Source organism: Mangrovimonas spongiae, from assembly GCF_003944795.1.
Taxonomy (GTDB): domain Bacteria; phylum Bacteroidota; class Bacteroidia; order Flavobacteriales; family Flavobacteriaceae; genus Mangrovimonas; species Mangrovimonas spongiae.
This window is the reverse complement of record NZ_RWBG01000003.1, coordinates 184090-209249: the sequence shown is the minus strand read 5'-3', so window position 1 is coordinate 209249 and position 25160 is coordinate 184090. Positions and strand designations below refer to the sequence as shown.

General features: G+C 32.7%; 26 protein-coding genes. 13 read left to right on the top strand and 13 right to left on the bottom strand.

Annotated elements, in window-relative coordinates; all coding sequences use genetic code 11:
- Nucleotides 1-14: 14 nt before the first annotated feature.
- Together EJA19_RS08070 and EJA19_RS08065 are read left to right on the top strand one after the other, a co-directional pair.
- The gene (locus tag EJA19_RS08070; protein WP_125467853.1) at nucleotides 15-470 is read left to right on the top strand and encodes a sterol desaturase family protein; all 456 of its coding nucleotides are present in this window, start codon (nucleotides 15-17) and stop codon (nucleotides 468-470) included.
- Nucleotides 470-1165, top strand: a complete 696-nt coding sequence (locus EJA19_RS08065) for a lycopene cyclase domain-containing protein (protein WP_125467852.1) — start codon at nucleotides 470-472, stop codon at nucleotides 1163-1165. Before EJA19_RS08070 ends, EJA19_RS08065 begins: the two co-directional genes overlap by 1 nt.
- 29 nt (nucleotides 1166-1194) lie before the next feature.
- On the opposite strand, the gene clpX is transcribed toward EJA19_RS08065, so the two are convergent.
- The 6 genes from clpX to EJA19_RS08035 form a co-directional block, all read right to left on the bottom strand.
- The gene (gene clpX / locus EJA19_RS08060) at nucleotides 1195-2427 is read right to left on the bottom strand and encodes an ATP-dependent Clp protease ATP-binding subunit ClpX (RefSeq protein ID WP_125467851.1); all 1233 of its coding nucleotides are present in this window, start codon (nucleotides 2425-2427) and stop codon (nucleotides 1195-1197) included.
- 30 nt (nucleotides 2428-2457) lie between these two features.
- Complete coding sequence (gene clpP, locus EJA19_RS08055; RefSeq protein WP_125467850.1) at nucleotides 2458-3132, bottom strand: ATP-dependent Clp endopeptidase proteolytic subunit ClpP; 675 nt, start codon at nucleotides 3130-3132, stop codon at nucleotides 2458-2460.
- Between the two features lie 100 nt (nucleotides 3133-3232).
- Nucleotides 3233-4561 (bottom strand): trigger factor, encoded by a 1329-nt coding sequence (tig, locus tag EJA19_RS08050; protein ID WP_125467849.1) that lies wholly within the window; start codon nucleotides 4559-4561, stop codon nucleotides 3233-3235.
- 109 nt (nucleotides 4562-4670) lie between these two features.
- Nucleotides 4671-5018, bottom strand: a complete 348-nt coding sequence (locus EJA19_RS08045) for a phage holin family protein (RefSeq protein WP_125467848.1) — start codon at nucleotides 5016-5018, stop codon at nucleotides 4671-4673.
- Nucleotides 5019-5046: 28 nt separating this feature from the next.
- Nucleotides 5047-5811 carry an alpha/beta fold hydrolase gene (locus EJA19_RS08040; protein WP_125467847.1) on the bottom strand — a complete coding sequence of 255 codons (765 nt, stop codon included), beginning with the start codon at nucleotides 5809-5811 and terminating at the stop codon, nucleotides 5047-5049.
- Nucleotides 5812-6525, bottom strand: coding sequence for a pyridoxine 5'-phosphate synthase (locus EJA19_RS08035; protein WP_125467846.1), 714 nt, complete (start codon nucleotides 6523-6525; stop codon nucleotides 5812-5814).
- Nucleotides 6526-6617: 92 nt separating this feature from the next.
- On the opposite strand from EJA19_RS08035, the gene EJA19_RS08030 reads away from it, so the two are divergent.
- From EJA19_RS08030 to murI, 8 genes are all read left to right on the top strand, one after another.
- Entirely contained in the window at nucleotides 6618-7277 is a 660-nt protein-coding gene (locus EJA19_RS08030; RefSeq protein WP_125467845.1) for a CBS domain-containing protein, read from the top strand.
- Between the two features lie 2 nt (nucleotides 7278-7279).
- Nucleotides 7280-8164, top strand: coding sequence for an NAD kinase (locus tag EJA19_RS08025; RefSeq protein WP_125467844.1), 885 nt, complete (start codon nucleotides 7280-7282; stop codon nucleotides 8162-8164).
- Between the two features lie 99 nt (nucleotides 8165-8263).
- Entirely contained in the window at nucleotides 8264-8953 is a 690-nt protein-coding gene (porG, locus tag EJA19_RS08020; RefSeq protein WP_125467843.1) for a type IX secretion system protein PorG, read from the top strand.
- Between the two features lies 1 nt (nucleotide 8954).
- Nucleotides 8955-9695, top strand: a complete 741-nt coding sequence (locus EJA19_RS08015) for an isoprenyl transferase (RefSeq protein ID WP_125467842.1) — start codon at nucleotides 8955-8957, stop codon at nucleotides 9693-9695.
- A complete protein-coding gene (locus EJA19_RS08010) occupies nucleotides 9628-12303 on the top strand; it encodes a BamA/OMP85 family outer membrane protein (RefSeq protein ID WP_125467841.1) in 2676 nt (891 codons plus the stop codon). The genes EJA19_RS08015 and EJA19_RS08010 overlap by 68 nt, the downstream gene beginning before the upstream one ends.
- A gap of 176 nt (nucleotides 12304-12479) precedes the next feature.
- Nucleotides 12480-13496, top strand: coding sequence for an OmpH family outer membrane protein (locus tag EJA19_RS08005; RefSeq protein ID WP_125467840.1), 1017 nt, complete (start codon nucleotides 12480-12482; stop codon nucleotides 13494-13496).
- A gap of 48 nt (nucleotides 13497-13544) precedes the next feature.
- Entirely contained in the window at nucleotides 13545-14054 is a 510-nt protein-coding gene (locus tag EJA19_RS08000) for an OmpH family outer membrane protein (protein WP_125467839.1), read from the top strand.
- Between the two features lie 69 nt (nucleotides 14055-14123).
- Complete coding sequence (gene murI / locus EJA19_RS07995) at nucleotides 14124-14903, top strand: glutamate racemase (RefSeq protein WP_125467838.1); 780 nt, start codon at nucleotides 14124-14126, stop codon at nucleotides 14901-14903.
- Here murI and EJA19_RS07990 read toward each other — a convergent pair.
- From EJA19_RS07990 to EJA19_RS07975, 4 genes are all read right to left on the bottom strand, one after another.
- Complete coding sequence (locus EJA19_RS07990) at nucleotides 14900-15418, bottom strand: gamma carbonic anhydrase family protein (RefSeq protein WP_125467837.1); 519 nt, start codon at nucleotides 15416-15418, stop codon at nucleotides 14900-14902. The two genes, murI and EJA19_RS07990, sit on opposite strands and share 4 nt — an antisense overlap.
- Nucleotides 15419-15424: 6 nt before the next feature.
- Nucleotides 15425-16159, bottom strand: a complete 735-nt coding sequence (locus EJA19_RS07985; RefSeq protein WP_125467836.1) for a LytR/AlgR family response regulator transcription factor — start codon at nucleotides 16157-16159, stop codon at nucleotides 15425-15427.
- A 2-nt stretch (nucleotides 16160-16161) separates the two neighbouring features.
- The gene (locus EJA19_RS07980; protein ID WP_240640249.1) at nucleotides 16162-18285 is read right to left on the bottom strand and encodes a tetratricopeptide repeat-containing sensor histidine kinase; all 2124 of its coding nucleotides are present in this window, start codon (nucleotides 18283-18285) and stop codon (nucleotides 16162-16164) included.
- A gap of 269 nt (nucleotides 18286-18554) precedes the next feature.
- A complete protein-coding gene (locus EJA19_RS07975) occupies nucleotides 18555-19565 on the bottom strand; it encodes a PorP/SprF family type IX secretion system membrane protein (RefSeq protein WP_125467834.1) in 1011 nt (336 codons plus the stop codon).
- Between the two features lie 226 nt (nucleotides 19566-19791).
- Between EJA19_RS07975 and EJA19_RS07970 the strand changes: the two genes are divergently transcribed.
- From EJA19_RS07970 to EJA19_RS07960, 3 genes are all read left to right on the top strand, one after another.
- A complete protein-coding gene (locus EJA19_RS07970; protein ID WP_125467833.1) occupies nucleotides 19792-20694 on the top strand; it encodes a NifU family protein in 903 nt (300 codons plus the stop codon).
- Nucleotides 20695-20779: 85 nt separating this feature from the next.
- Nucleotides 20780-20980 carry a dodecin family protein gene (locus tag EJA19_RS07965; RefSeq protein WP_125467832.1) on the top strand — a complete coding sequence of 67 codons (201 nt, stop codon included), beginning with the start codon at nucleotides 20780-20782 and terminating at the stop codon, nucleotides 20978-20980.
- Between the two features lie 144 nt (nucleotides 20981-21124).
- Nucleotides 21125-21937 (top strand): mechanosensitive ion channel family protein, encoded by an 813-nt coding sequence (locus EJA19_RS07960; RefSeq protein WP_125467831.1) that lies wholly within the window; start codon nucleotides 21125-21127, stop codon nucleotides 21935-21937.
- An 81-nt stretch (nucleotides 21938-22018) separates the two neighbouring features.
- Here EJA19_RS07960 and tsaB read toward each other — a convergent pair whose 3' ends face one another.
- The 3 genes from tsaB to EJA19_RS07945 are packed head-to-tail and all read right to left on the bottom strand — an operon-like array spanning nucleotide 22019 to nucleotide 25141.
- A complete protein-coding gene (gene tsaB, locus EJA19_RS07955; RefSeq protein ID WP_394342050.1) occupies nucleotides 22019-22684 on the bottom strand; it encodes a tRNA (adenosine(37)-N6)-threonylcarbamoyltransferase complex dimerization subunit type 1 TsaB in 666 nt (221 codons plus the stop codon).
- A gap of 8 nt (nucleotides 22685-22692) precedes the next feature.
- On the bottom strand, nucleotides 22693-24036 hold the full coding sequence (locus EJA19_RS07950; RefSeq protein ID WP_158611368.1) for a TolC family protein: 1344 nt from the start codon (nucleotides 24034-24036) through the stop codon (nucleotides 22693-22695).
- Nucleotides 24020-25141, bottom strand: a complete 1122-nt coding sequence (locus tag EJA19_RS07945) for an efflux RND transporter periplasmic adaptor subunit (RefSeq protein ID WP_125467829.1) — start codon at nucleotides 25139-25141, stop codon at nucleotides 24020-24022. The genes EJA19_RS07950 and EJA19_RS07945 overlap by 17 nt, the downstream gene beginning before the upstream one ends.
- Nucleotides 25142-25160: the final 19 nt, after the last annotated feature.

Here is a 25160-nt window from a genome sequence, read left to right as displayed (position 1 = left end):
TCTTAACTTTAATTATGTCTGTTTTAATTTACATTATAGTAACTATAACTACTTTTATTATCATGGAAGCAGTAACTTGGCTAACACACAAGTACATTATGCATGGACTTTTATGGTATTTACATAAAGATCATCATCAGCCAAAATACGCCCATACGTTTGAAAAAAATGATGCTTTTTTTGTCATATTTGCCATTCCCAGTATCTTGTTATTTTATTTTGGTCTGGTTCCTAACTTAAATATTTTATTTTTTATTGGTTTGGGTATTCTGTGCTATGGTATTGCCTATTTTTTGATTCACGATGTACTTATACACCAACGATTTAAGTGGTTTAAACACACCAAAAACAAGTTTCTCTTAGGACTAAGAAAGGCTCATAAAATACATCATAAGCATTTAGGAAAAGAAGATGGTGAATGTTTTGGCATGCTGTATGTTCCTAAAAAATATCATAACCAATATAAATAATGCAATCTTATACCTACTTATTGGTAAATCTATGCTGTATTGCTATTCCTTTAATTGCTAGCTTTTACCCAAAGCATGCCTTTTATAAAGATTGGATAGCTTTTTTTAAAGGAAATATTATTACGGCTATTATATTTATTATTTGGGATACTATTTTTACCAAAATGGGTGTTTGGGGTTTTAACCCAACATACTTAACTGGTATTAGTATAGGGAATTTACCGATTGAAGAAATTCTCTTTTTCATCTGTATTCCTTTTGCGTGTGTGTTTACCTATTTCGCCCTTAAATACCTTATAAAACAAAATCCTTTAGAAAAAATTCAACATGTCCTGACTTTTGCTTTAATTACTATCCTTCTTCTAATAGCTATCTTTAATTACAACAAACTATATACGTTTGTAACTTGTTTGAGTACAAGTTTATATTTAAGTTATTTGACTGTAAAAAAAGTTGACTTATCTTATTACTATTTAAGCTATTTACTTGTGCTACCATTTTTTTATTTAAGCAATGGTATTTTAACTGGTAGTTTTTTTATCGACCCTATTGTTTGGTATAATGATGCCGAAAATTTAGGTGTTAGAATAAGTAACATCCCTATTGAAGATAGCATTTACGGCTTACTTTTAATTTTTATGAACATACATTTATATAAGTACTTTAAAACAAAAAGTCTACTTAAAATTAAGTAGACTTTTTTGATCTTTTATTTTCATCAACCTTAAGATACCGCTTTTAATTTTTTTAGCGTGGTCTTGGTTAATTTATCCTCGGCGTAAGCTTTAGTAACTTTTAAAGTTTTTTCGTCACTTCCTGGAAGCTCAAACATGGCATCAGTTAGAATCTCCTCACATAATGAACGAAGTCCTCTAGCACCAAGTTTATACTCAATGGCTTTATGCACTATAAAATCTAGCGCACCATCGGTAATACTAAACTCAATATCGTCCATTTCAAACAGTTTTTTATACTGTTTAATGATAGCATTCTTAGGCTCGGTTAAAATAGCTCTAAGGGTTTTATCATCTAAAGGATTCATATGAGTTAACACAGGTAAACGCCCAATAATTTCTGGTATTAAACCAAAATCTTTTAAATCTTTTGGTATAATGTACTGTAACAAATTTTCCTGGTCGATAACTTCTTCCGATTTTGAAGCGCTATAACCAACTGCTTGCATGTTTAAACGTTTAGAAATTACTTTATCAATACCATCAAAAGCACCACCAGCAATAAATAAAATGTTTTCGGTGTTTACCTCAATAAACTTTTGGTCTGGGTGTTTTCGTCCGCCTTTTGGTGGTACATTTACCGTAGTTCCTTCTAATAGTTTTAAAAGCGCTTGCTGAACACCTTCTCCAGAAACATCTCGTGTAATGGATGGGTTATCACTTTTACGCGCAATTTTATCAATCTCATCAATAAACACAATCCCTTTTTGCGCTTTATCTAGATTATAATCGGCTGCTTGTAAAAGTCGCGTTAAAATACTTTCAACATCTTCACCTACATAGCCCGCTTCAGTTAACACAGTAGCATCAACTATAGCTAAAGGTACATTAAGCATTTTAGCAACGGTTTTTGCCATTAGGGTTTTACCAGTTCCTGTTTGGCCTACCATAACGATATTACTTTTCTGGATTTCAATATCGTCATCGGAAGGTTGTTGCAGCAATCTTTTGTAGTGATTGTATACTGCAACCGACATGATTTTTTTGGTTGTTTCTTGACCTATAATATATTCATCTAAGAACGCTTTTATTTTTTGCGGCTTACGCAGCATAAGTTCTGCACTAAGTTCACTGTTATCAGTTTGTTTAGATTCTTCTAAAACAATACCGTGAGCTTGCTCTATACAGCGATCACAGATGTGTGCATCTAACCCAGCTATTAACAAGTTGGTTTCTGGCTTTTTCCTACCACAAAATGAGCATTCTAAATCTTCCTTTGCCATAAAATCAAATTCTAATTCTAATAATATTATTTAGTTTCGCACTAATATTTCGTCTATCATACCGTATTCTTTAGCTTTATCGGCTTTCATCCAGTAATCACGATCACTATCGGCATATACTTTGTCGTATTCTTGACCGGAGTGCTTACTTATAATTTTGTATAACTCTTCTTTTAATGTTAAAATTTCTCTTGCGGTTATTTCAATATCACTCGCTTGACCTTGCGCCCCACCAAGTGGTTGATGTATCATAACACGAGAGTGTGTTAAACCGCTTCTTTTTCCTTGAGCTCCAGCACATAATAATACCGCACCCATTGAGGCTGCCATACCTGTACAAATAGTAGCTACATCTGGCTTAATAAATTGCATGGTGTCATAAATTCCTAGGCCAGCATAAACGCTTCCTCCTGGTGAGTTTATGTATATTTGAATATCTTTAGAAGAATCTGTACTTTCTAAAAACAATAACTGAGCTTGCACAATATTAGCCACTTGGTCGTTTATTCCTGTTCCTAGAAAGATAATGCGATCCATCATTAAACGAGAAAACACATCCATAGCCACGGCGTTCATTTGGCGTTCTTCAATAATATTTGGCGTTAATCCTACAGGATACATACTACTCATAATTTTGTTGTAGTATGTACTGCTAACGCCTTGGTCTTTTATAGCGAATTTTTCAAATTCTTTTGCGTAATTCATAGTCTTTGTTGAGTTTTTTCTAAAATAAAAAAAAGCGTTGAAATGTTAAAAATTTCAACGCCTAAATATAAGCAATTATTCTTTCTCAAAGCGTTACGGATTATTTATCTCCGTAAACCTCTTTTACAAATGCGTCGTAAGTAACTTCTTTTGTTTTAAGATTAGATTTTTCTTTGTAAAGATCTAATAGTTTTTGGCTAATGATTTGCTCTGAAATTCTTCTCGCTTCGTCTTGATTAGATAATACTCTTGCTGCAATATCGTCTAATTCCTTTTCAGAAGGATTCATTTGACCAAATTGTGCCATTTGTGCTTTTATCATTTGCTTGGCATGGTCTTTAATATCGTCCATGGTTACCTTAATATCGTTATCGGTAATTAATTTACCTTCGATTAATTGGTAGCGTAAGCTTTTTTCTGATTTTTCGTATTCTTCTTTAGCTTCGGCTTCATCAAGTTCTTTTTCTCCTGCTGTTTGCATCCATTTTTGTAAGAATTCTGCAGGTAAATCAAACTTGGTGTTATCTACTAAATATTCTGTAATGTCGTTTAGTAGTTTTTGGTCGGCTTGTTGCTTGAATTGTTTTTCGGCGTCTTCTTTAATTTTTTCTTTAAGCTCGGTAACACTGGTTACGGTACCTTTTCCAAAAAGTTTATCAAATAACTCCTGATCTAAATCGGCTAATTCACGTTCGTTTATTTCAGTTACTGTAAACGTTACATCTATTTCTAAACCGTGAACCTCATCGTGAGTTAATTTTAATGCGTGCATTAATTCATGCTCATCGCTGTAAAGTCCTTTTGTTTTAAGTTCGATAACGTCGCCTACTTTGGCCCCAATAAATTTCTTTTCGGTCGCTTTTCCTTTAAATTTATCTAAGGTTAAAGTTACCGTGTTTTCTATCTCGCGTTCGTCGTTTTTAAACGTTCCTGTAACTTCACTATCTTTTTCTATAGTATCTTGAGAGACTAATTTACCGTATTGTTTTTGGATGTTTTCAACTTGCTCGTTGATCATTTTATCATCTGCAACAATATTGTATTGTGTAATGGCTTTTTTAGGCTTAATATCTACATCAAATTCTGGTGCCAAACCTAATTCAAACTCAAAAGATAGTTTTTCTGCATCCCAATCTAAATCGTCTTGTGGCTTTGGTAATGGTTGCCCTAAAACGTCTAGTTTTTCTTCGGTTAAATATTTGTTTAACGCATCTTGTAAAAGTTTGTTTACCTCATCTACTAATACGGCTTTTCCGTATTGTTTTTTCACCATTCCCATTGGCACATGACCTTTTCTAAAACCAGGTATGTTAGCCGTTCTTCTATAATCTGAAAGGATTTTTTCTACTTTATCGTTGTAGTCTTCTTTTTCAATATCAACTTTTACGACTGCATTTAATGCATCAATGTTTTCTCTTGTAATATTCATGCTCAAAAATTATGTGGCCTTTTGGCGCTTCTATTTTAATTTAAAAAGGGATGCAAAAGTATAACTTTTTTTGCATCCCCACAAAGTTTTTAACGTATTGAAATTCAGCCTATTTTTCATCGTCTTTTAAAAGTGAATGTAGTATAGATTGCAAGATGGATAATAAGATGCTAAAAAGTATAGCAATCCAAACGCTACTTACCGAAAAGCCTTCTATTAATTTATCTGCAATAAGTATTATAAAAGCATTGATAAACAATAGGAATATACCAAAAGTAACCACCGTTACTGGCAAGGTAAGTAATACTAAAATAGGTTTAACAAATAAGTTAAGGATTGCCAAAACTAAAGCTACTATAGTTGCTGTAAGATAGCTATCTACACTTACTCCAGAAAGCAGTTTAGATAATAGCACAACGGCTAAGGCGTTTAACAGTAATTTTAAAATTAATTTCATCTGTCTATGTTTTTAATTGTTTAGAAAGTTAAGAAATAAATTTTATGACTTCGTTATAAAAGTCTTTCGGATTTTCTGCATGCAACCAATGTCCCGCGTTTTCTATGGTTTTTATCTCTGCGTTAGGAAAATGAGTATGAATTAAACGTTCGTCTTGTGGCGAAATATATTCTGATTTATCGCCTCTTAAAAAAAGGGTTCCTTTTTCAAACTTAGTATGCATTGGCAAAGCTTCTCCTACTTCACCTACTTGGTCTTTTAAAACGGGTAAATTAAGACGTAAAGCTAATCGTCCTTTTTCTTTCCAATACAGGTTTTTTAGTAAGAATTGCCGTATACCAAAATCTGACACATAGCTTGATAGCGCATCATCGGCTTCTCTTCTATTTTCAATTTTGGAAAAGTCTAAATTTGAGAGTCCTTCTAAAATTTTATCATGATGAATAGGGTAAAATCTAGGAGAAATATCGGCTACAATTAACTTTGAAATGTATTCTGGGTAATCTACGGCAAATAACATAGCTGTTTTTCCTCCCATAGAATGCCCCAACAAAATAACGTCTCTTAAGTCATGTTTATCACAATATGTTTTTAAGTCTTTTGCCATAACATCGTAATTAAACTGATTGCTATGAAAACTTCTGCCATGATTTCTTTGATCTACTAAGTGGACTTCGTAACCGTCTTTTGCTAAGTGTTTGGCATGGGTTTTCCAATTATCACCCATACCTAAAAACCCATGTAGTATAACAAAAGGAGTTCCTTTTCCTAAAATATTTGAATGAAGTTCCATTTATTTTAATTTGTTTAAATACATCTGAATGACATTCTCTACGCCTAAATATAAACTTTCTGAAATTAACGCATGTCCAATAGATACTTCTAATAGTCCAGGAATATTTTCTTTAAAAAACTGAATGTTATCTAAAGATAAATCGTGGCCTGCATTTACACCTAAGCCAATTTCGTTAGCTAGTTTAGCACAATCTACAAAAGGTTTTATAGCCTCTTTATTACCTTGAGCATACTCGTGTGCATAGCTTTCGGTATACAGTTCAATTCTATCAGTTCCCGTTGCTTTTGCGCCTTCAATTTGCTTAACATCTGGATCTACAAAAATAGATGTTCTTATACCTTGAGCTTTAAACTCCTGTATTTTTTCAACTAAAAAATCTTTGTGTTTAATGGTATCCCACCCAGCATTACTTGTTATGGCATCTACCGCATCTGGCACTAAGGTTACTTGGGTTGGTTTAATTTCAAGAACCATTTTGGTGAACTTATCTATAGGGTTTCCTTCAATGTTATATTCGGTATATACTTCGGGTTTTAAATCGTAGGCATCTTGATATTTTATATGACGCTCATCTGGTCTTGGGTGAATAGTAATTCCTTGCGCACCATAACTTTGAGCATCTTTAGCAAATTGTACAACATTGGGTACATTACCTCCTCTAGAGTTTCTTATGGTTGCTACTTTATTTATATTAACACTAAGTTTTGTCATTGTTTCCTATTTTATATGTACAAAAATACGAAGTGGACCACGCTTATTGTAGCAATTTTTAATTAATTTGCAAAAAGCATAAAACCATTATCATGGATTTAAAAGAGTTTATTATTAACGATATAAAGCCATTATCTATTAATGATAAAGTAGGTGATGCGCAAGTATTATTTAATCAACTTACTTATTCGCACATCCCTATAAAAAATGATACCGACCAATATATTGGTTGCCTATCGGAAACCGATGTGCACTGCTTTGACAAGGACAAGAATATTTCAGACTTTCTACTCTCTATCGAAAGTTTCTTTGTAAAAGAGAAAACGGTTTGGTTAGATGTTTTGGAAGCATTTGCTCAAAATAGCACCAACATCATGCCTATATTAAGTGATAACAACACCTATTTAGGATATTACGAATTAAATGATGTTATCAGCCTATTTAACGAAACACCTTTTTTTGCCGAAGCTGGAGGTATTTTAATAGTTGAAAAAGGATTAAACGATTTTTCGTTTAGCGAAATAAGTCAAATTGTAGAATCTAACGACGGTAAATTATTAGGCGCTTTTATTTCAAAAATTGAAAACGACTTGGCGCAAATCACCCTTAAAATAGGTAATACAGGGCTTAATGAAATCATGCAAACCTTTAGAAGATATAGCTACAATATTATTTCTGGACACGAAGAAGACTCTTATTTAAAAAGTTTGAAGGAACGCTCAGAATACTTAAACAAATACCTAAACATATAATTATGAAAATAGCCCTATTTGGACAGTTTTTCCACAGAAATGCCGAAGAGGCTATTACTATCTTATTAAACTACTTAAACGGAAAAAGTAACGATATATATATTGAAGAAAATTTTCTAGATATTATTAATAAAAATCTAGATACCACCATAGATCTTAACGATTTTAAAACTTTTAAAACATTAAACGATAGTTACAATTTATTAATTAGTATTGGTGGAGATGGCACCATATTAAGAGCTATTACCCATGTTAAGGACACAGGTGTTCCAATTGTTGGCATAAACACTGGACGTTTAGGGTTTTTAGCAACTATTCAAAATGAAAATATCACACATGCTATGGATGATATTTTTAATGGGAACTATAAAATCTCTAAAAGAAGTCTTCTGGAAATTAAAACAACTCCCAAGCACCAAAATCTTACAGAACTTAATTTTGCATTAAATGAAATTGCCATAAGCCGCAAGAACACCACCTCCATGATTACGGTTTCAACCAAACTTGATGAGGAATACTTAACATCTTATTGGAGCGATGGACTTATTGTTTCTACGCCAACAGGATCTACAGGATACTCGTTAAGTTGTGGCGGCCCAGTTATTGCACCAGATGCCGAAAGTTTTGTACTCACACCCATTGCCCCACATAACCTAAACGCTAGGCCACTTGTTATAACAGATACTACAGAAATTGAACTAAAAGTAGACGGACGAGAAAACGAATACCTTGTCTCTCTTGATTCTAGAATTGCAACCCTTCAAAACGATGCTATTATTACTATCAAAAAAGCACCTTTTAAAATTAAAATGATTGAACTTGCCACCGAAAGTTTCCTAGACACCTTAAGAAAAAAACTGCTTTGGGGAGAAGATAAGCGCAATTAGGCAATAAATTGTATGAAATATTGTTTTAAGCTAATACTATTTCAATCAAATTGTTATAGGCTAATCATATTTATTATATTTGCAAACTTTTGAAGACATATGAGGTATTTAACCATAATCATATTAATTATTTTTTCATACCAAAGCACCTTTTCTCAAACGCACGAAATAGGTGTTTTTGTTGGGGGTAGTAATTTTATTGGCGACGTTGGCGCTACAACACACATTTCCCCTAACAGCCCTGCCTTTGGTGGTATTTACAAATGGAACAGAAGCCCACGACATTCGTTTAGGTTTTCATTATTATATTCTAAATTAGAAGCAAACGATTTAGATAGTGACGATCCAAGAAGAATTGAAAGAGGTTATGAGTTTGAAAACGACATTATAGAAGCCTCACTAGGTTTAGAATTCACTTTTTTTGATTTTAACTTACACGATGGGAGAGATAAATTCACCCCTTACTTATACACCGGAATTTCTGTCGCACATCATGACAATTTCTTCTTTAACAACCAAGGACAAAAAGTAATAGAAGACACCTCCAGTCTTGCTTACGGTATTCCTATGACACTAGGTATAAAAGCCAAATTTATCGAGCACTTTGTGATTGGTTTTGAAGTTGGTGCCAGATACACCTTCTCCGATGAGTTTGATGGCAGCGCCCCCGATTTTGATAACGAAAGTCCTTTAGCATTTGGAAATACTAATAATAATGACTGGTATGTTTTCACAGGCCTAACACTCACCTATACCTTTGGCCGCAAACCTTGTTACTGCGTATTTTAATATGAATTTAAAGTCACAAATACATACAAATAAGTTACCAAAACACCTTGCCATTATTATGGATGGCAACGGCCGGTGGGCAAAACAAAAAGGCTTCGTTAGAATGATTGGTCATGAAAATGGCACTAAATCTGTTCGCCAAACTGTAGAAGCTTGTGCTGAATTAGGCGTAGAAAATCTAACACTTTATGCATTTTCTACCGAAAATTGGAACCGCCCAAAACTAGAAGTACAAACCTTAATGAAACTTTTAGTATCCTCTTTAAAAAAGGAAATAAAAACATTACAAGAAAATAATATAAAACTAAAGGCTATAGGTAATTTAAAAGAATTACCTAAAAAAGTATATAACGAATTAGATTACGTTATTAACGAAACAAAAAACAATAACAGAATGACCTTAACCCTAGCATTAAGCTATGGTTCAAGGGAAGAACTCTTAAATTGTGTTAGAAACATTAGCCTTAAAGTTAAAAATAATATAATTTCTCCAAAAAAAATTGATGAATCGGTTATAAATGAGCATCTTTACACGCAAAATTTGCCAGACGTTGATTTGCTTATTAGAACAAGCGGAGAGCAAAGAATTAGCAATTTTTTATTATGGCAAATAGCTTATGCCGAATTGTATTTTACAAATGTACTTTGGCCAGATTTTACAAAGCAACATTTATATGAAGCAATTATTGAATACCAAAATAGAGAACGACGCTTTGGGAAAACCAGCGAGCAAATCAGTTAATATTACATCATTGAAAACACTATTACCTCTACTTACATTAATATCCTCATTATTTATTTTTCAACATGCTTCTGCACAAGAAGCTAATTACGATAATGGAAAAAAATACACCATAGAAGAAATTACTGTCGCTGGCGAAACCAGTTTTAGCGAGCAAACTATTATCTCCTTTTCCGAATTACGTAAGGGGCAACAAATCATGATGCCAGGAAAAGAAATAAGTCGCGCCATAAAAAAACTATGGAACTCTAACCTATTCAATAACATTGAAATTTACGCAAAAGACATTCAAGGCGACAAGGTTTTTCTTGAAATAAGATTAAGCGACCTTCCAGAATTAAACAATGTGCAAATTTCTGGAATAAGAAAAGGTAAAAAAGACAAAGTTATAGAGGAAAACAAGCTTAATAAAGGCGTAAAAGTTACCGAAAACCTTATTACAACCACAAAAAACTACCTTGTTAACAAATACCAAAAAGACGGTTACCTTAACTCTAAGGTTACCATAAGTACTAGAGAGGTAAAAGATTCCATCCAAAAATCTAGGGTTGATATGTCTATTTTTATAGATAAAGGTAAAAAGGTTAAAGTAAAAGATATTGTATTTACAGGCAACGAAGTTATTACAGACCGTAAGCTTCGAAAAGCCATGAAAAACACAAAAAAGAAAAAGATTTACAGGCTATTTAAACGCTCTAAATATATTGAAGCCGACTACAAAGAAGACTTAAAAAGTGTTATCGATAAGTTTAAAGAAAACGGCTATCGAGACGCAAGGATTATTTCGGATAGTTTAGAAATTATAAATAAGAAAAACATCGCCCTGCATATTGAGGTTGAAGAAGGTGAATTATACACCTTTGGGGATATAGACTTTATAGGTAACACGGTTTATTCCGATGACTATTTAAAACGTATTTTAAGAATAGATAAAGGCGACACATACAATGGCGTTTTACTAGAGAAACGTATCGCTGATGACACAAAACCAGACGCCTTAGATATTACTAACCTTTACCAAAATAACGGGTATTTATTCTCTACAATTAATCCTGTAGAAGTTAGTGCCGAGGGCAATGTAATTGATTTAGAAATACGTATTGTAGAAGGAAAACCTGTTCACTTTAACAATATTACAGTTGTAGGTAACGAAGTTACTAACGATCATGTTATTTACAGAGAACTCCATACAAGACCAGGACAGCTCTACAGTAAATCCAATGTCGTTAGAACCATTCGTGAATTAAGCCAATTAGGATTTTTCGATGCCGAACAAATAGGAACAAACTTTTTAAACCCTAACCCTAACGAAGGTACTATCGATTTAGAGTACTCGCTTGTGGAAACTGGATCAAGCCAAATAGAACTACAAGGTGGTTACGGTGGTGGTGGTTTTATTGGTACACTAGGCTTATCATTTAACAACTTCTCGTTAAGAAATATTTTAAACTTAGATGCCTATAAACCTGTTCCAAGAGGAGATGGTCAAAAACTATCGTTAAGATTACAGGCTAGTCAATTTTTCCAAACCTATAGTTTCTCATTTACAGAACCATGGTTAGGCGGTAAAAAACCTGTTCAATTTTCAACATCGTTATCACATACCAAGCAATTTTTATACGATTATACTACAGGAAAAGCAGACAGAGATAAACGCTTTAATATTACAGGTATTACCGTTGGCTTAGCAAAACGTTTAACTGTACCAGATGATTATTTTACGCTATCTCAAGCCTTAACATTTCAGCATTATAATTTAAAAAACTATAACACAGGACTATTTACTTTTGGCGATGGTTACTCAAACAACCTAGCATATACTATAGGATTAACAAGAAATAACACAGCAAACGATCCTATTTATCCTGTACGAGGTTCTAATTTCTCTGTTAGCGCAAAACTTACATTACCATATTCATTATTTAATAATGTAGACTACAAAGCATTAAGCGATGAACGCGATGAGCTTTCAGAGTTTGTTAGCGATGCAAATAACCCTGTAGACGATAGAACCAATGCAAACAACCGTATAGCCGAAATAGATCAAGAACGCTTTAAATGGTTAGAGTTTTACAAAATTAAATTTAGAGCAGATTGGTATACAGAACTTGCTAAAAACTTAGTATTAAGGCCTAGTCTTGAATTTGGTTTCCTTGGAGCTTACAACAACAATCGCGGGGTAATTCCTTTTGAAAGATTTTTCCTTGGTGGAGATGGTTTAGGATCTTACAGTTTAGATGGTAGAGAAGCCATTGCTTTGCGTGGTTACCCTAATCAATCTATACAACCTATGGATCAATTTGGAAACATAAGTAACGATGGAGGTACTATATACAATAAGTTCTCTTTAGAGTTACGCTATCCTATAACCTTAAAACAATCGGCTAAAATTTATGTTTTAGGCTTTATGGAAGGTGGAGTTGCTTATAACAATTTCCAAGATTATAATCCTTTCGATTTAAAACGTTCGGCAGGTTTAGGACTACGTATATTCATGCCAGCCTTTGGTTTATTAGGTATCGATTTTGGTCATGGATTTGACCCTGTACCTGGATCAACAACTAAAAATGGATGGGAAACACACTTTATTATTGGTCAACAATTTTAATTTGGCACGATATTTTCTATATCCTTTTTGATTATTTAAACCATGAATTGAAATTTTTCAAGTTAAATTTCGTTAATTTTGGAAAGTAAAATTCAAAAAATTGGCAAAAAAATTAAATAATCAATTGTCATTTTTTAAAATTTATGATCGTAATAAATCATTAAAATATGATACAAATGAAAATTAAAGTTCTTTTTTTATTGACATTGTTTTCTTTTCTAGGTATGTCTCATTCCTATGCACAAAGAGGTGTTAGAATAGGCTATATAGATACCGAATACATTTTAGAGAACATTCCAGAATACCAAGAAGCAACAGCTCAACTGGAAAGTAAAGTACAAAAATGGAAAGGTGAAATAGAAAGTCAGTTAAGTACTATTGAACAAAAAAGGAAAGATTTAAGTAATGAAAAGCCTTTTTTAACAAAAGAACTTATCGAGGAAAAAGAAGAAGATATTGCTTTTGAAGAGCAAGAAATATTAGATTACCAACAAAAACGATTTGGACCAAATGGCGATTTAATTGTTCAAAAACAGCAACTTATAAAGCCTATTCAAGATCAAATTTTTACTGCTGTACAAGATATGGCCGAAAAAAGAAAATATGATTTTGTTTTTGATAAATCGGCCGATGTGGTTATGCTTTATTCAGCAGATCGTTACGATTTTAGTGATGAAGTTATTAGAAGTATAACAAGAAGCACCAAACGTAAACAAGCACAATCTAGAGCAGAAAGACGTCAAGCAGAACAAGAAGAAGTGCTTCCTGAAATTAATGAAAAATTAGAAGCTAGAGAGAAAGCTGCTGAAGAAAGACGCCAAGAAATACTAGACGAACGTGCCGCTAGAAAAGAAGCTATCCAAAAAAGAAGAGATAGTATTATTGCTGCTAGACAAGCTGCAAGAGAAGCAAAGCTTAAAGAAAGACAACAAGCCACAGAAGACAATGCTTCGGAAGATGAAGATGCTTCTGAAAACAAAACCGACGCTAATAACAATGACGGTGAAAAAACAAGAGAGCAAATTCTTGAAGAGCGTCGCCAGAAAAAATTAGAAGATCGCGCTAGAAGAAAAAAAGAGCTAGAAGAACGAAGACAGCGTATATTAGCAGAAAGACAAAAAGCCAAAGAAGAACGAGAACAAGAAAGACAAGAACAAGAAAATAACGACAACGAAGACGAACAAGAAAACTAAATTTTAACAATTAATTTATAACACAAACACACATTAATACTATTAAAAATGAAAAATTTTAAAACCTTATTTTTTACAGCAGCATTATTTATTGGAATGATGGGATTTGCACAAGCGCAAAGTAAAGTTGCTCACATAAGCACGCAAGAATTAATTTCTGCAATGCCTGAGACTAAAGCTGCTGAAGCTGAAATTGAAAAACTTGGTAAAACATACGAAGCTGATATTCAATCTATGATTACAGAATATCAAAATAAAGCAAAACAATACGAAGCTGAAGTTGACACAAAAACAGATGAAGAAAACCAAAAACGTGGTTTAGAGCTTCAAACTATGCAGCAAAATATTCAGCAATACAGAGGTACTGCACAACAAGAAATGCAAAAGAAAGAACTTGATTTATTAAAGCCAATTACAGAAAGAGCTAAAGCTGCGATTTTAAAAGTAGCTAGAGCGCAAGGTTTTGACTATGTCTTAGACTCTTCTCAAGGTAGTGGTGTAATCATGTCAGATGGTAAGAACCTTTTAGACGATGTTAAAAAAGAACTAGGTTTCTAAAAAAAGGTACTAGCCTAATAAAACTTTTAAAAGCTGCTTATATTAGGCAGCTTTTTTATTTTTGTAACTATGAGTAACAAACCTATTGGTATTTTTGATTCTGGAGTTGGAGGCACTTCTATTTGGAAAGAGCTACATGCTTTACTACCTCATGAAAACACCATCTATCTTGCCGATAGTAAAAATGCCCCTTATGGCCCAAAAGGGAAAGACAAGATTATTAAATTAAGTATAAAAAATGTCGAGTTTCTACTAAAAAAAGACTGCAAACTTATTGTCGTAGCCTGTAATACGGCGACTACAAATGCGATTAAAGTATTACGGGAAAATTACGACATCCCATTTATAGGCATAGAACCCGCCATAAAGCCTGCAGCTCTGCAAACCAAAAATAAAGCGATTGGTATTTTAGCTACAGAAGGCACTTTAAGTAGTGAGTTATTTCATAATACTGCTGCTCTTTATAGCAATGGTATTACTATTGTAGAACAAAATGGAAATGGCATTGTAGAACTAATTGAACATGGTAAAGCGGATTCTCAAGAAATGAAAAGCCTTCTTAAAGAATATCTCTCCCCAATGATTAAAGCTAATATTGATTATTTAGTTTTAGGATGTACACATTACCCTTACTTAATGCCTTTATTACTAGATTTCCTTCCTAAATCGATAAAAATAATAGATTCGGGAGAAGCTGTAGCCAAACAAACAAAAGCGGTATTAGTGCAACATAACCTATTGAATAATGCTACTATTAAACCAAAAAACAAGTTTTATACTAATAGCAACCCAAGAGTGATGCAAACACTTTTAAACGAAAATTTTAACGCTGAATATTTAGACTTTTAATCTTCTTTAAACCAACTCGAATATTTAATATAATTATTAGCTATTCTATCTATCTCACCTGAAATAAGTTCTTGGCTTATATCCTTTACTTTTTTGGCTGGCACACCAGCATAAATACTTCCTGCCTCTACTCTAGTGTTTTGTGTAACAACAGCACCAGCGGCAATAATACTATTACTTTCCACAATACAATCATCCATAACAATACTTCCCATTCCTATTAAAACATTATCATGTATTGTACAGCCATGTACAATAGCATTGTGCCCAATAGATACGTTATTTCCAATTGTAGTTGGCGACTTTTGGTAAGTAGCATGAATAACAGCACCGTCTTGAATATTAACTTTATCGCCTATTTTTATATAATGAACATCACCTCTAATTACAGCATTAAACCAAATACTACATTGGTTTCCTAATGTAACGTCGCCTACTATAGTAGCATTTTCAGCCATAAAGCAATCGTTAGGTATATGAGGATGTTTATTGTTTACAGGTTTTATTACAGGCATAGTTTTTTATTTAAAATAAGACAATAAATTAGCTTTTTTGGAAGCTGATACAATTATTTCTTTTCCATTGCTTAATATAACACTTCCTCCTTTTCCTTTTACATATTTTACAATTTCGTTTGTATTCACTAAGTAACTTTTATGAACTCTGGTAAAGGTATATTCTTTTAGGCTCTCTTCAATATATTTTAAGGTTTTACTAACCACTTTTTTAGTGTTATTTTTTAAGTGAATTTCGGTATAATTATCATCGGCCTTACAATACAAAATATCTTTTGTATCTATAACCTCAAAGCCGTCTTGCTGTGGTAAAGTGATTTTTCCAGCAACAGTATCTGATTTTGAAATTAACACTTGATTTTGAAGTCGCTCTTCTTTCTCCCGAATAGCAGTTACATAATCCACAGCTTTAATTAATTCGTCTATTGATATAGGTTTCATTAAATAATATGAAGCATGTGCATTTAAAGCTTCTAGAGCATAATGGTTGTAGGCTGTAACAAAAATAGTTTCGAAAGTTATATTACTTACTTTCTCTAAAAGATCGAAAGCGTTTCCAAAAGGCATTTCTACATCTAGAAAAACGAGGTCTAGTTCATGTGTTCTTATCAGTTCTAATCCATCTTCAATATTGGCAGCTTCACCTAATAGATTTACATTTGGGCAGTATTTTTCAAGATAGTTTTTTAAAATATCGCGACTAGCTTTCTCGTCTTCAACAATTATAGCTTTTAAATTCATTTTTAATCCTTTTTTATGGTGACTTTTACCTTGGTTCCAACATCCACTGCTTTCGGATTGAGGTCGGTTATAAAAACATCTATTTTATCTTTATACATGTTGTTTAAAATGGCAACACGTTTTTTTATATTGCTTAACCCTTTTGAGTTATGTTTTTTTTGATTAGGTGTTTTAAGTGCTTTTGAGCGCTCTCTTCCAATACCATTATCCGTTATCGTTATGGCAATTTCATTATTTGAGACATGCTTTAAATCAATATTTAATTGTCCTTTATCTTTTTTATACCGTAGTCCGTGCCAAACAGCATTTTCTATATACGGTTGTAATAACATAGGCGGAATTTTAAACTCGTTAATATTAATAGCATTATCAACTGTAATAGTATAATCAAACTTATCTTGAAATCTAAAATGCTCTAACTTAACATAAAGCTGAAGTAGTTCTATTTCTTTTTGTAATGGGATAAAATCTTCTTCACTATTTTCTAAAACGGCGCGCATAAGAAAAGAAAAGTCTGTAAGGTATTTGTTGGCCGTTCTTTCATCGTTTAAAGCAATAAAATTATTTACGGAATTTAGGGCATTAAAGATAAAATGAGGATTCATTTGACTTCTTAACGATTTTAAAGCAAGTAAATTATTGGCTAAACGCTGCTGTTTAATATACTTATACATTAAATAAGCTAGAATACAAAGTAGTAAAACACCGCCTATTAACGAGTAGATAATAAGCTGTTGGCGTTTGTTACGCTCTAATGTTAACTGATATTTACTTTCTGAAAGTTCGCGTTCATTTTCAAGACTTTTTATACGGTTTTGTTTATTAGAAATATCTCTACTAAACTTCGCTGCTCTAACAATTTCCTGTTCTTTTTTTATATAAAGCTCTTCTACTATTTCTGTATATTCCTTGTAAGTTTCTAATGCTTTTTCATCGTTACCAGAACTACTATAAACTTCAGATAATTTACGTTTTGCATCTTTTTTTACTACTAAATCTTCTTTATCATCGGCTTCTTTAACACTACGTTCAAGGTAGGCCACGGCGCTATCAAAATCTTTTTGTAAGTAGTAAGCATTACCTATTTTATAGTTTTGCTTTTGTGGTGTTAAGGCACTTTCATTATCAAAAACAGTATCATTTTCAATTTCTATAATATTTTCTAACGCTTGTTTTCGTAAATTAATCTCGTTATCGTAAGCCCTATTAGTATGTTGAAAATCGGCTACCGTAACAGTTTCTTCTAGAGCTCTTTTTTTATTTTCTTTAGAAGCTAAGTTTAATGAGTTACCAAAATAGCTTTGGGCTTGTTCTATTTGCCCGTTCTTCATGTACATTTTGGCTATTTTAGAATTTAGGTCGGTAATTTTTGGAGTAATTGAATCTGTTTCGGCCCTTTTTAATGCCCTATTGTAAGATTTTGAAGCCTCAACATAAGATGCCTCATTGGTGTAGGCATCTCCCAAGCCTTCAAAACGCATAATGTACTGCAAGTTTGTTAAGTCTTCTACAGGTAACTCTAAATAAGTTTGAATACTTTGACTAAAATTTTTATTTAAATTATAAGCTTTAGCTAGCTTTAGCACAACCTCGTTATTCTGTTTGCTTTGTAGACTTATTCTGTAATTTGAAATTGATAAATCGTATTGTTTCCATTGCATATAAACATCTGCGATAATCTCGTATGCTTTTGCATTTTGTTGGGTTGAACGACTTTTAGCTAACGCTTCGGTAGCAAACTGAAGGCTTTTTTCTACATCAATTTTTTTATATTTTTTTACCGAATCTAAAGCATTTTTATAGGCTTGTGCTGTTCTTTGGTTATTATAATAGGCTTCTGTAGGAATGTTACTAGAAACAACTTCTACGGTTATGTCCTCATCATTAATAACTGTGTAGTAAACAGTATGAAAGTCTTCATGCTTAATAACTAATTCATCGCCCTTTTTAACTTTTATCTTAAATTCTCCTAAAGGATTGGTTCTTGTAATTGGTTGACCAAAAACTTGAACTTCTACATTTGAAATAGGCTGATTATTTTCTCGCTCTTTAACAAGTCCATTAATTATAAAGTGCTGTTCTTTTTGAGCTGAATTATTCAAGTTGTCTTGTGCAATAGAAGGCATTACAAAACAGCTAAAAAAAAGAAATGAAAGAATTTTTAAGTAATTTTTCATAAAAGTGCCAATACTATATTATAAACATACGCACTTTTAATGTATTGTAAAAGTTGGCTTTACGGAATAAACCAGAAAAGACACCTTAATTGTTTTAGTTTACTAAAGCAATACCTCCATTAGCTCAATTAACAATACAAAACACTCATTGGCCTTTTTTTAAGAAGTATTTTAATTTCATAAAAAAGCCTTGAAAAATTTCAAGGCTTGAGTTATTATTAGTTAACCGCTGGACAATTACAGTGGTAACGTTCTCGTCTACAATTAAAGTTAAACCCTAGTGTTATTTGATGGAATCCTCCATTGTTAAACACTACCGAATTTGCTTGATAAGAATACGTATAAGCAAACATAAATTGCTTATAATCTATCCCTAATATTGGTGTGATGTATTGTAGTTTTTGACTGCTTACACCATTACCTTCATAATAATCTGCACCATCTAAACTTCTTCTGTAAGATAATCCTCCCCAAAGCTTACCAAATTCCATTTCTTTGTATGCTTTAGCATTTATATCGAAAGAAGATTCTTTTGTACCATCTTTATATTGAAACATTACTGATGGCTCGAAAGCCCATGTGCTTCCATATTTAGAAAAAACATATCCTACTGTTCCTAAAAACTGTCTTGGGTTATCGTAAGAGAATAAACCATTCTCATTAGAGTTTATCCCTTCATTTTTAAGCATATTTTTCACCGTGGCATGAGCATAAAAGTCATACAAATGGTAAGAAAAACCAAAATCTAAATTAAAATTAGTAGCACTTTGGTCTACACCAGCTATAATAGGGTCAAAAGGTTCGTTTATAAAAGCACTTTCATCTAATCTATATTGAATAGCTCCTATACTTAAACCAAAAGATAACATGTTTAAATCCACTTCACTTCTAGAAAACATAATATGATGCGCATAGGTTATGTACCCTCCAGTTTGTGAGTGATATCCATTTTTATCGGTATAAAGAATGGCTCCTATACCAGATTGTGAGTCACCAATTCTACCATTAGCACTTGCTGTAAGTAGTCTTGGAGCATCATCATCGCCAAACCACTGCTGGCGTCCTGTTATTCTAACCTTGGCACAATTAGAAGCTCCAGCCATTGATGGGTGAATTAAATAATAATTGTCGGTTAAGTAGTCTGAGTATATAGGAAGTCCTTCCTGTGATTGTACTAGCTGAAAGCTAAATATAGCTAGTAATAATAAAAACAATCTTTTAAATATCATAATCTAAGGTTTCAGGCAGATTCGTTATTTTATTGCCATATCATCTTTTATTAAAACTCTTTTTTTGCAATAAAATTATAATCAAAAGCCAAATATAAAAAAATTAGTCATTTTCCATACTACTTTAACAATGTAATACTCATCAAAAAAGTGTTTTCCCAAAAAAGACTTAAAAGCCAAATATACAGATTATCTTTTTAGTACTTTTGCATAAAATTTATATCTCATGAGTAACTATCACGTTTCCATACAAGAAACTTCCAATAAAACCATTATAAAGTTTGAATTAAACCAGTTTATTACAAAACATCAAAGTTTTGAGTTTAATAACATTGATGAAGCTAAATCATCGCCTTTAGCGCAACAGTTATTTTATTTGCCTTTTGTAAAAAAAGTTTATATTTCAGGAAATTTTATTGCTGTAGAACGCTATAATATAGTTGAGTGGAAAGACGTTCAATACGACGTTGCTAAACAAATAGGAGAGTATTTAAATAATGGTGGTGTTATTATAGAGGAAGATGCTGCGCCAAAAAAAGTACCTGTTACTGTTTATGCCGAAAGTACGCCTAATCCAAGTGTTTTAAAATTTGTAGCGAACAAAAAACTAGTAACAGCACCTTACGAGTTCACCTCGATAGATCATGCTAAACTATCTCCTTTAGCTTCTGCATTATTTCATTTCCCATTTGTTAAAGAAGTATTTATTGATGAAAATTATGTTTCTATAAGTAAATATGACATTGCAGAATGGAATGATATTACTATGGAACTTCGTGAGTTTATTAAAACACACATTGAAGAAGGCAAGGACATTTTACTACCAGAAGCTCCAGAGACTTTAAATAAAACCAACGAAAAGTTAGATCAAAACTTTGAGGCTCTAGATGACACTTCGAAACAAATTGTAAACATTTTAGAAGAATATGTAAAACCTGCTGTACAAAGCGATGGTGGCAATATTATGTTCGAATCTTATAACGCTTCTGATAAAACTGTAAAAGTTGTTTTACAAGGTGCTTGTAGCGGTTGCCCGTCGTCCACGTTTACCTTAAAAAATGGTATAGAAAATATGCTTAAAGACATGCTAAACGATACCTCTTTAAAAGTAGAAGCTATTAATGGTTAAGTGTGACTTTTTTATTTGGATGGTGTCTAAAAAACAGCTATATTAAATAGCTACTTACATTATTAACCAAATAAAAAATTACATTATGGCAGTATTAAAAGTAATTGAGGTATTGGCCAACTCGGATAAAAGTTGGGAAGATGCTACAAAAAGGGCTGTAAAAGACGCCTCTAAAACAGTAAAAAACATACGTTCGGTTTACGTAAACGAGCAAAGCGCCCTAGTAAATGGCGATGATGTTGTAGAATTTCGTGTAAACGTTAAAATTACATTTGAAGTTAAATAACACACTACTAACACAATAAACTAAAAAGTGCTTTTAAACTAAAGCACTTTTTTTATCATCTTAAAAAAAGAAGCTTAACCTTTATTTAAAGAGGTTGAAAAATCATTCTTATAATTTTATTAATTAATCACTTAAACAAAACACATGGATTTAGAAAAATGGACTGAAAAAGGCCTAAACTTTGCCTCGGAATATGGTATAAAAATTTTGGGAGCCATTCTTATATGGATTATTGGTTCTTGGATTATTAAAAAACTTCTAGGCACCACCAAAAAAATAATGGATAAAAGAGACTTTGATGAAAGTCTGGAGAAATTCCTAATTAACCTTCTTGGCTGGGCATTAAAAATACTTTTAATTCTTGCTATTCTTGCTAAACTTGGTGTTGAAACAACATCGTTTGCTGCTATTTTAGCTGCTGCTGGTTTGGCAGTTGGTATGGCATTACAAGGATCGTTATCAAATTTTGCTGGAGGCGTTTTAATTATGATTTTTAAACCTATTAAAATAGGTGACTTAATTGAAGCTCAAGGTGAAATAGGTGTGGTAAAAGAAATTGAAATTTTCACCACAAAACTTACAGGACTTTCTAATAAAGAAATCATTATTCCAAATGGAGCGCTTTCTAATGGTAATATTGTTAACTACACAACTGAAGGCACCAGACGTGTTGACCTTGTTTTTGGCGTTGGATATGATTCTGACATTAAAAAAACCAAAGAGGTTTTAATGAATGTATTAACATCTCATCCTAAAGTATTGAAAGACCCTGCTCCTGCGGTTACCGTATTAGAATTAGCAGACAGCTCGGTTAATTTTGCTACTAGACCATGGTGTAAAACCGAAGATTACTGGGATGTCTATTTTGATGTTACCGAAAATGCTAAAGAAGCCTTAGATGCTGCAGGTATTGAAATTCCTTACCCACACAGTGTTGAAATACATAAAGACGCTTAAAGACTTTAGGCTAATATATTATAAACAAAAAGAGAACGTTAATAACGTTCTCTTTTTTATTTTTTCTAGCAGCTTTTATTCTTATTTCTTAGACTTTATCGCTACAAAATCCTTTAAATAATACGGTTCAAAATAAGCTACATCTTCAATATTATTTGCTTTATACTTTTTATAAGCTATGTTACCCATCTCGTTTGCCGAAGGTAATTTCGCATCAATAAAAACAGCATTAGGATGAGTTATAATAGTTTTTGTTTTCTCCACACCATTCCCTATAAAATAAACTTTCTCTTTCTCTAAATACTCTTGAAAGCTATTTTCTTCTAAAACTTCGGCTTTAATATCACGCGCTAAACTAAAATCAGTATTAAAAACAGCCGAATATACTTCCATGCGTCTAGCATCTAGCATAGGAACAATATAACCACCTTCTATGTTAACTTGTCTTGATAACGATTCAAGTGTTGATACAGCTATTAAAGGTTTCTCTAGTGCATAGGCTAATCCTTTAGCTGTAGAAACGCCGATACGCAATCCCGTATAAGAGCCCGGCCCTTTACTAACTGCAATTGCATCTAGTTGAGATTTATCGATATTATTCTCGCTTAAAATACGATTTATATAGACATGTAATCTCTCGGCATGAGAATAGCCTTTATCATAATCTTCAATAACAGCTATAGTTTTACCCTCTTTTGATAAGGCTACCGAGCAATTGGTTGTTGCTGTTTCTATGCTTAGAATCAAAATAACTATTAATTATTATTTATCACTATTGGTTTTCCAATATAAAAGTCTAACACTTTTGTTTTAAAAATAAAATCGTATTTAGCGTTAATTAAGGCTGATTGAGCATTGACATATCTAATTCTAGATTGCTCTAAATCGAAGGCATTCATAGCGCCAAGATTATAACGTTCTTGCGCATTTTCAAAAGCTAACTCTTGTGATTGCATAGCTTTTTTTGAAGCTTCATAACTTTTTAAAGCTGCCTTAGCATCTGTAAACGCTGTTTGTATAGTATTTTCTAAGTCTAATTTAGATTGCGCTAAATCCAACTTAGAGTTTTCAACAGAAATCTTTGCTTTGGTTACAGATGTTTTATTTTGAAACTGTGAGAATATAGGTATTCCTATACTTAAACTAAAACTATGCGCTTTTTGATCGTTTAACTGATTAAAAAACGTGTCTTCTGTATCTATCAAATTCGAATAAAATGCATTTGATCCAAATGCGTAACTTAAATTTACGTTTGGCAAAAATCCAGATTTACTAATTTTAGTATTCATCTCGGCTACTTCAATATTTTTTTCGGCAAGTTTTATCTCACTTCTATTATCGAAAGCATAGTCTAAAATAGGCTCTACGTTATTATACATTAAAGTTGCCGTTGGGCTTCCTACATCAATCATTTCTACCTGAAATCCTTCTCTAGGTATTTGCAGTATTTGAGACAGTGTAAGTAACGCAATATTATAATTATTTTCGGCAATAGTTAAACTTTGTTCATCTGATGCTAAAGTTGCTTCGGCATCATAAACATTTGCTTGTGGTTGCACGCCAGCTTCTACCAAATCTTGTACTTGGTTTAATTGTGCCTGTGAGAAATCTACTTGCGCTTTTGCCGTTTCTAAATTTTCCTTATTGAATAATACATTTAAATAGGCATTGGCTACATTTAGCGAAATATCATCTTTAAGCTTTTGTAACTGTAATTGGTTAGCCTCTTGGTTTAGTAACGATTGTTTATATAAATAAGAGGTTCTAAAACCATTAAACACATTTTGGGTTGCTCTTATCCCTATATTGGTAGAGTGTGTGGTACGGTCGGCAAATTGCCCTTGGAACAACTCTTGGTTACCAAGACCTAATGTTTGACTAGCACTAGCATTTAACGTTGGCAAAAAACTACCTTTAGAAGCTTTTACATCTTGCTCTCCAGACAAAAGCGAATTATTAATCTGTTTTACCGATATGTTATTCTCCAAAGCATAATTAACACACTCTTGTAGTGTCCAAACTTTATCTTGTGCTTGAATACTTATACTTAAAAATAGTACTGCTATTATGCTAAAACCTATTTTATCTATTTTCATCATCTTCATTATTATCGTCTGATGCTTTGTTCCACACTTTTATTTTATCGCCTTCGGCAACACCTTCGGTAATTTCAACATTTATACCATCGGATAAGCCAAGCTCTACGTCTACTTTTTTGTAATTGTTTTCACCTTCTAAAACCTCAACAAATGGTTTTTCGGTAATACGGTTATATTGCAACAAGGCTTCGCGAATAGCTAAAACGCTATCTCTTGCCTCTATATCTATCTCGGCATTTGCACTATATCCTGCACGTATATTGGTACTTTCTTCTACATTTACATCGGCTTTTATGGTAAATTGCACCGCACCATTTTCTTCAATACCCTTTGGTGCCACAAACGTTAGTTTAGCCGGAAATTCTTTATCGCGAATAGCTCCTAGAATAACTTTTATTTCTTCACCTTCTTTTAGTTTACCTACTTCGGCTTCATCAACTTGGCCCTCAAAAATCATCACGCTCATATCGGCAATGGTTGCAATGGTTGTTCCGTCGTTAAAGTTGTTACTTTCGATAACTTGATCGCCTTCACGCACTGGAATTTCTAAAATAGTTCCTGAAATTTGTGCTACAATACTTGTGTTTGCAGTGTTTCCACCAGACAGCGATCCTTGTTTAATAATTTGATAGTTGTTTTGTGCTTGCGCTAAACTCTCTTTAGCTTGATTGTAAGACAACTCGCTATTCTCGAAATCTTGCTTTGAGATTACACCTTTTTCAAACAACTCTTTATTGCGATCGTAAAGAATTTTAGCGTTATCGAATGATAATTTTTGTGTTTGAATATTACTTCTAGCACTCACCAAACTTTGCTCGTCTGGTACCACACGAATTTTGGCAATTAAATCGCCTTTCTTAACAATATCCCCTTCTTCGACAAGTATTTTATCGATAATCCCAGAAATTTGTGGTTTAAGCTCAATTTCTTCTTCTGGGTTTAATTTTCCTGTAGCAACGGCTTTGGTGTTTATTGAAGTATAAAAAGGTTCTTCTGTTTTAAAATCTTCAACCGCTTTAGAATTGGCATCTTTAAAATATTTGATTACCCATACAAATAGTAAGAGCAATACAATTCCGATAATGATTTTTAACGTTTTATTCATTTTATTTTTGATTGTTTAT

Excerpts from the sequence above, each read along its gene's own strand:
- EJA19_RS08070 (WP_125467853.1), top strand. The coding sequence starts at position 15 with ATGTCTGTTTTAATTTACATTATAGTAACTATAACTACTTTTATTATC.
- EJA19_RS08065 (WP_125467852.1), top strand. The coding sequence starts at position 470 with ATGCAATCTTATACCTACTTATTGGTAAATCTATGCTGTATTGCTATT.
- clpX (WP_125467851.1), bottom strand. The coding sequence starts at position 2,427 with ATGGCAAAGGAAGATTTAGAATGCTCATTTTGTGGTAGGAAAAAGCCA.
- clpP (WP_125467850.1), bottom strand. The coding sequence starts at position 3,132 with ATGAATTACGCAAAAGAATTTGAAAAATTCGCTATAAAAGACCAAGGC.
- tig (WP_125467849.1), bottom strand. The coding sequence starts at position 4,561 with ATGAATATTACAAGAGAAAACATTGATGCATTAAATGCAGTCGTAAAA.
- EJA19_RS08045 (WP_125467848.1), bottom strand. The coding sequence starts at position 5,018 with ATGAAATTAATTTTAAAATTACTGTTAAACGCCTTAGCCGTTGTGCTA.
- EJA19_RS08040 (WP_125467847.1), bottom strand. The coding sequence starts at position 5,811 with ATGGAACTTCATTCAAATATTTTAGGAAAAGGAACTCCTTTTGTTATA.
- EJA19_RS08035 (WP_125467846.1), bottom strand. The coding sequence starts at position 6,525 with ATGACAAAACTTAGTGTTAATATAAATAAAGTAGCAACCATAAGAAAC.
- EJA19_RS08030 (WP_125467845.1), top strand. The coding sequence starts at position 6,618 with ATGGATTTAAAAGAGTTTATTATTAACGATATAAAGCCATTATCTATT.
- EJA19_RS08025 (WP_125467844.1), top strand. The coding sequence starts at position 7,280 with ATGAAAATAGCCCTATTTGGACAGTTTTTCCACAGAAATGCCGAAGAG.
- porG (WP_125467843.1), top strand. The coding sequence starts at position 8,264 with ATGAGGTATTTAACCATAATCATATTAATTATTTTTTCATACCAAAGC.
- EJA19_RS08015 (WP_125467842.1), top strand. The coding sequence starts at position 8,955 with ATGAATTTAAAGTCACAAATACATACAAATAAGTTACCAAAACACCTT.
- EJA19_RS08010 (WP_125467841.1), top strand. The coding sequence starts at position 9,628 with ATGAAGCAATTATTGAATACCAAAATAGAGAACGACGCTTTGGGAAAA.
- EJA19_RS08005 (WP_125467840.1), top strand. The coding sequence starts at position 12,480 with ATGAAAATTAAAGTTCTTTTTTTATTGACATTGTTTTCTTTTCTAGGT.
- EJA19_RS08000 (WP_125467839.1), top strand. The coding sequence starts at position 13,545 with ATGAAAAATTTTAAAACCTTATTTTTTACAGCAGCATTATTTATTGGA.
- murI (WP_125467838.1), top strand. The coding sequence starts at position 14,124 with ATGAGTAACAAACCTATTGGTATTTTTGATTCTGGAGTTGGAGGCACT.
- EJA19_RS07990 (WP_125467837.1), bottom strand. The coding sequence starts at position 15,418 with ATGCCTGTAATAAAACCTGTAAACAATAAACATCCTCATATACCTAAC.
- EJA19_RS07985 (WP_125467836.1), bottom strand. The coding sequence starts at position 16,159 with ATGAATTTAAAAGCTATAATTGTTGAAGACGAGAAAGCTAGTCGCGAT.
- EJA19_RS07980 (WP_240640249.1), bottom strand. The coding sequence starts at position 18,285 with ATGCCTTCTATTGCACAAGACAACTTGAATAATTCAGCTCAAAAAGAA.
- EJA19_RS07975 (WP_125467834.1), bottom strand. The coding sequence starts at position 19,565 with ATGATATTTAAAAGATTGTTTTTATTATTACTAGCTATATTTAGCTTT.
- EJA19_RS07970 (WP_125467833.1), top strand. The coding sequence starts at position 19,792 with ATGAGTAACTATCACGTTTCCATACAAGAAACTTCCAATAAAACCATT.
- EJA19_RS07965 (WP_125467832.1), top strand. The coding sequence starts at position 20,780 with ATGGCAGTATTAAAAGTAATTGAGGTATTGGCCAACTCGGATAAAAGT.
- EJA19_RS07960 (WP_125467831.1), top strand. The coding sequence starts at position 21,125 with ATGGATTTAGAAAAATGGACTGAAAAAGGCCTAAACTTTGCCTCGGAA.
- EJA19_RS07950 (WP_158611368.1), bottom strand. The coding sequence starts at position 24,036 with ATGATGAAAATAGATAAAATAGGTTTTAGCATAATAGCAGTACTATTT.
- EJA19_RS07945 (WP_125467829.1), bottom strand. The coding sequence starts at position 25,141 with ATGAATAAAACGTTAAAAATCATTATCGGAATTGTATTGCTCTTACTA.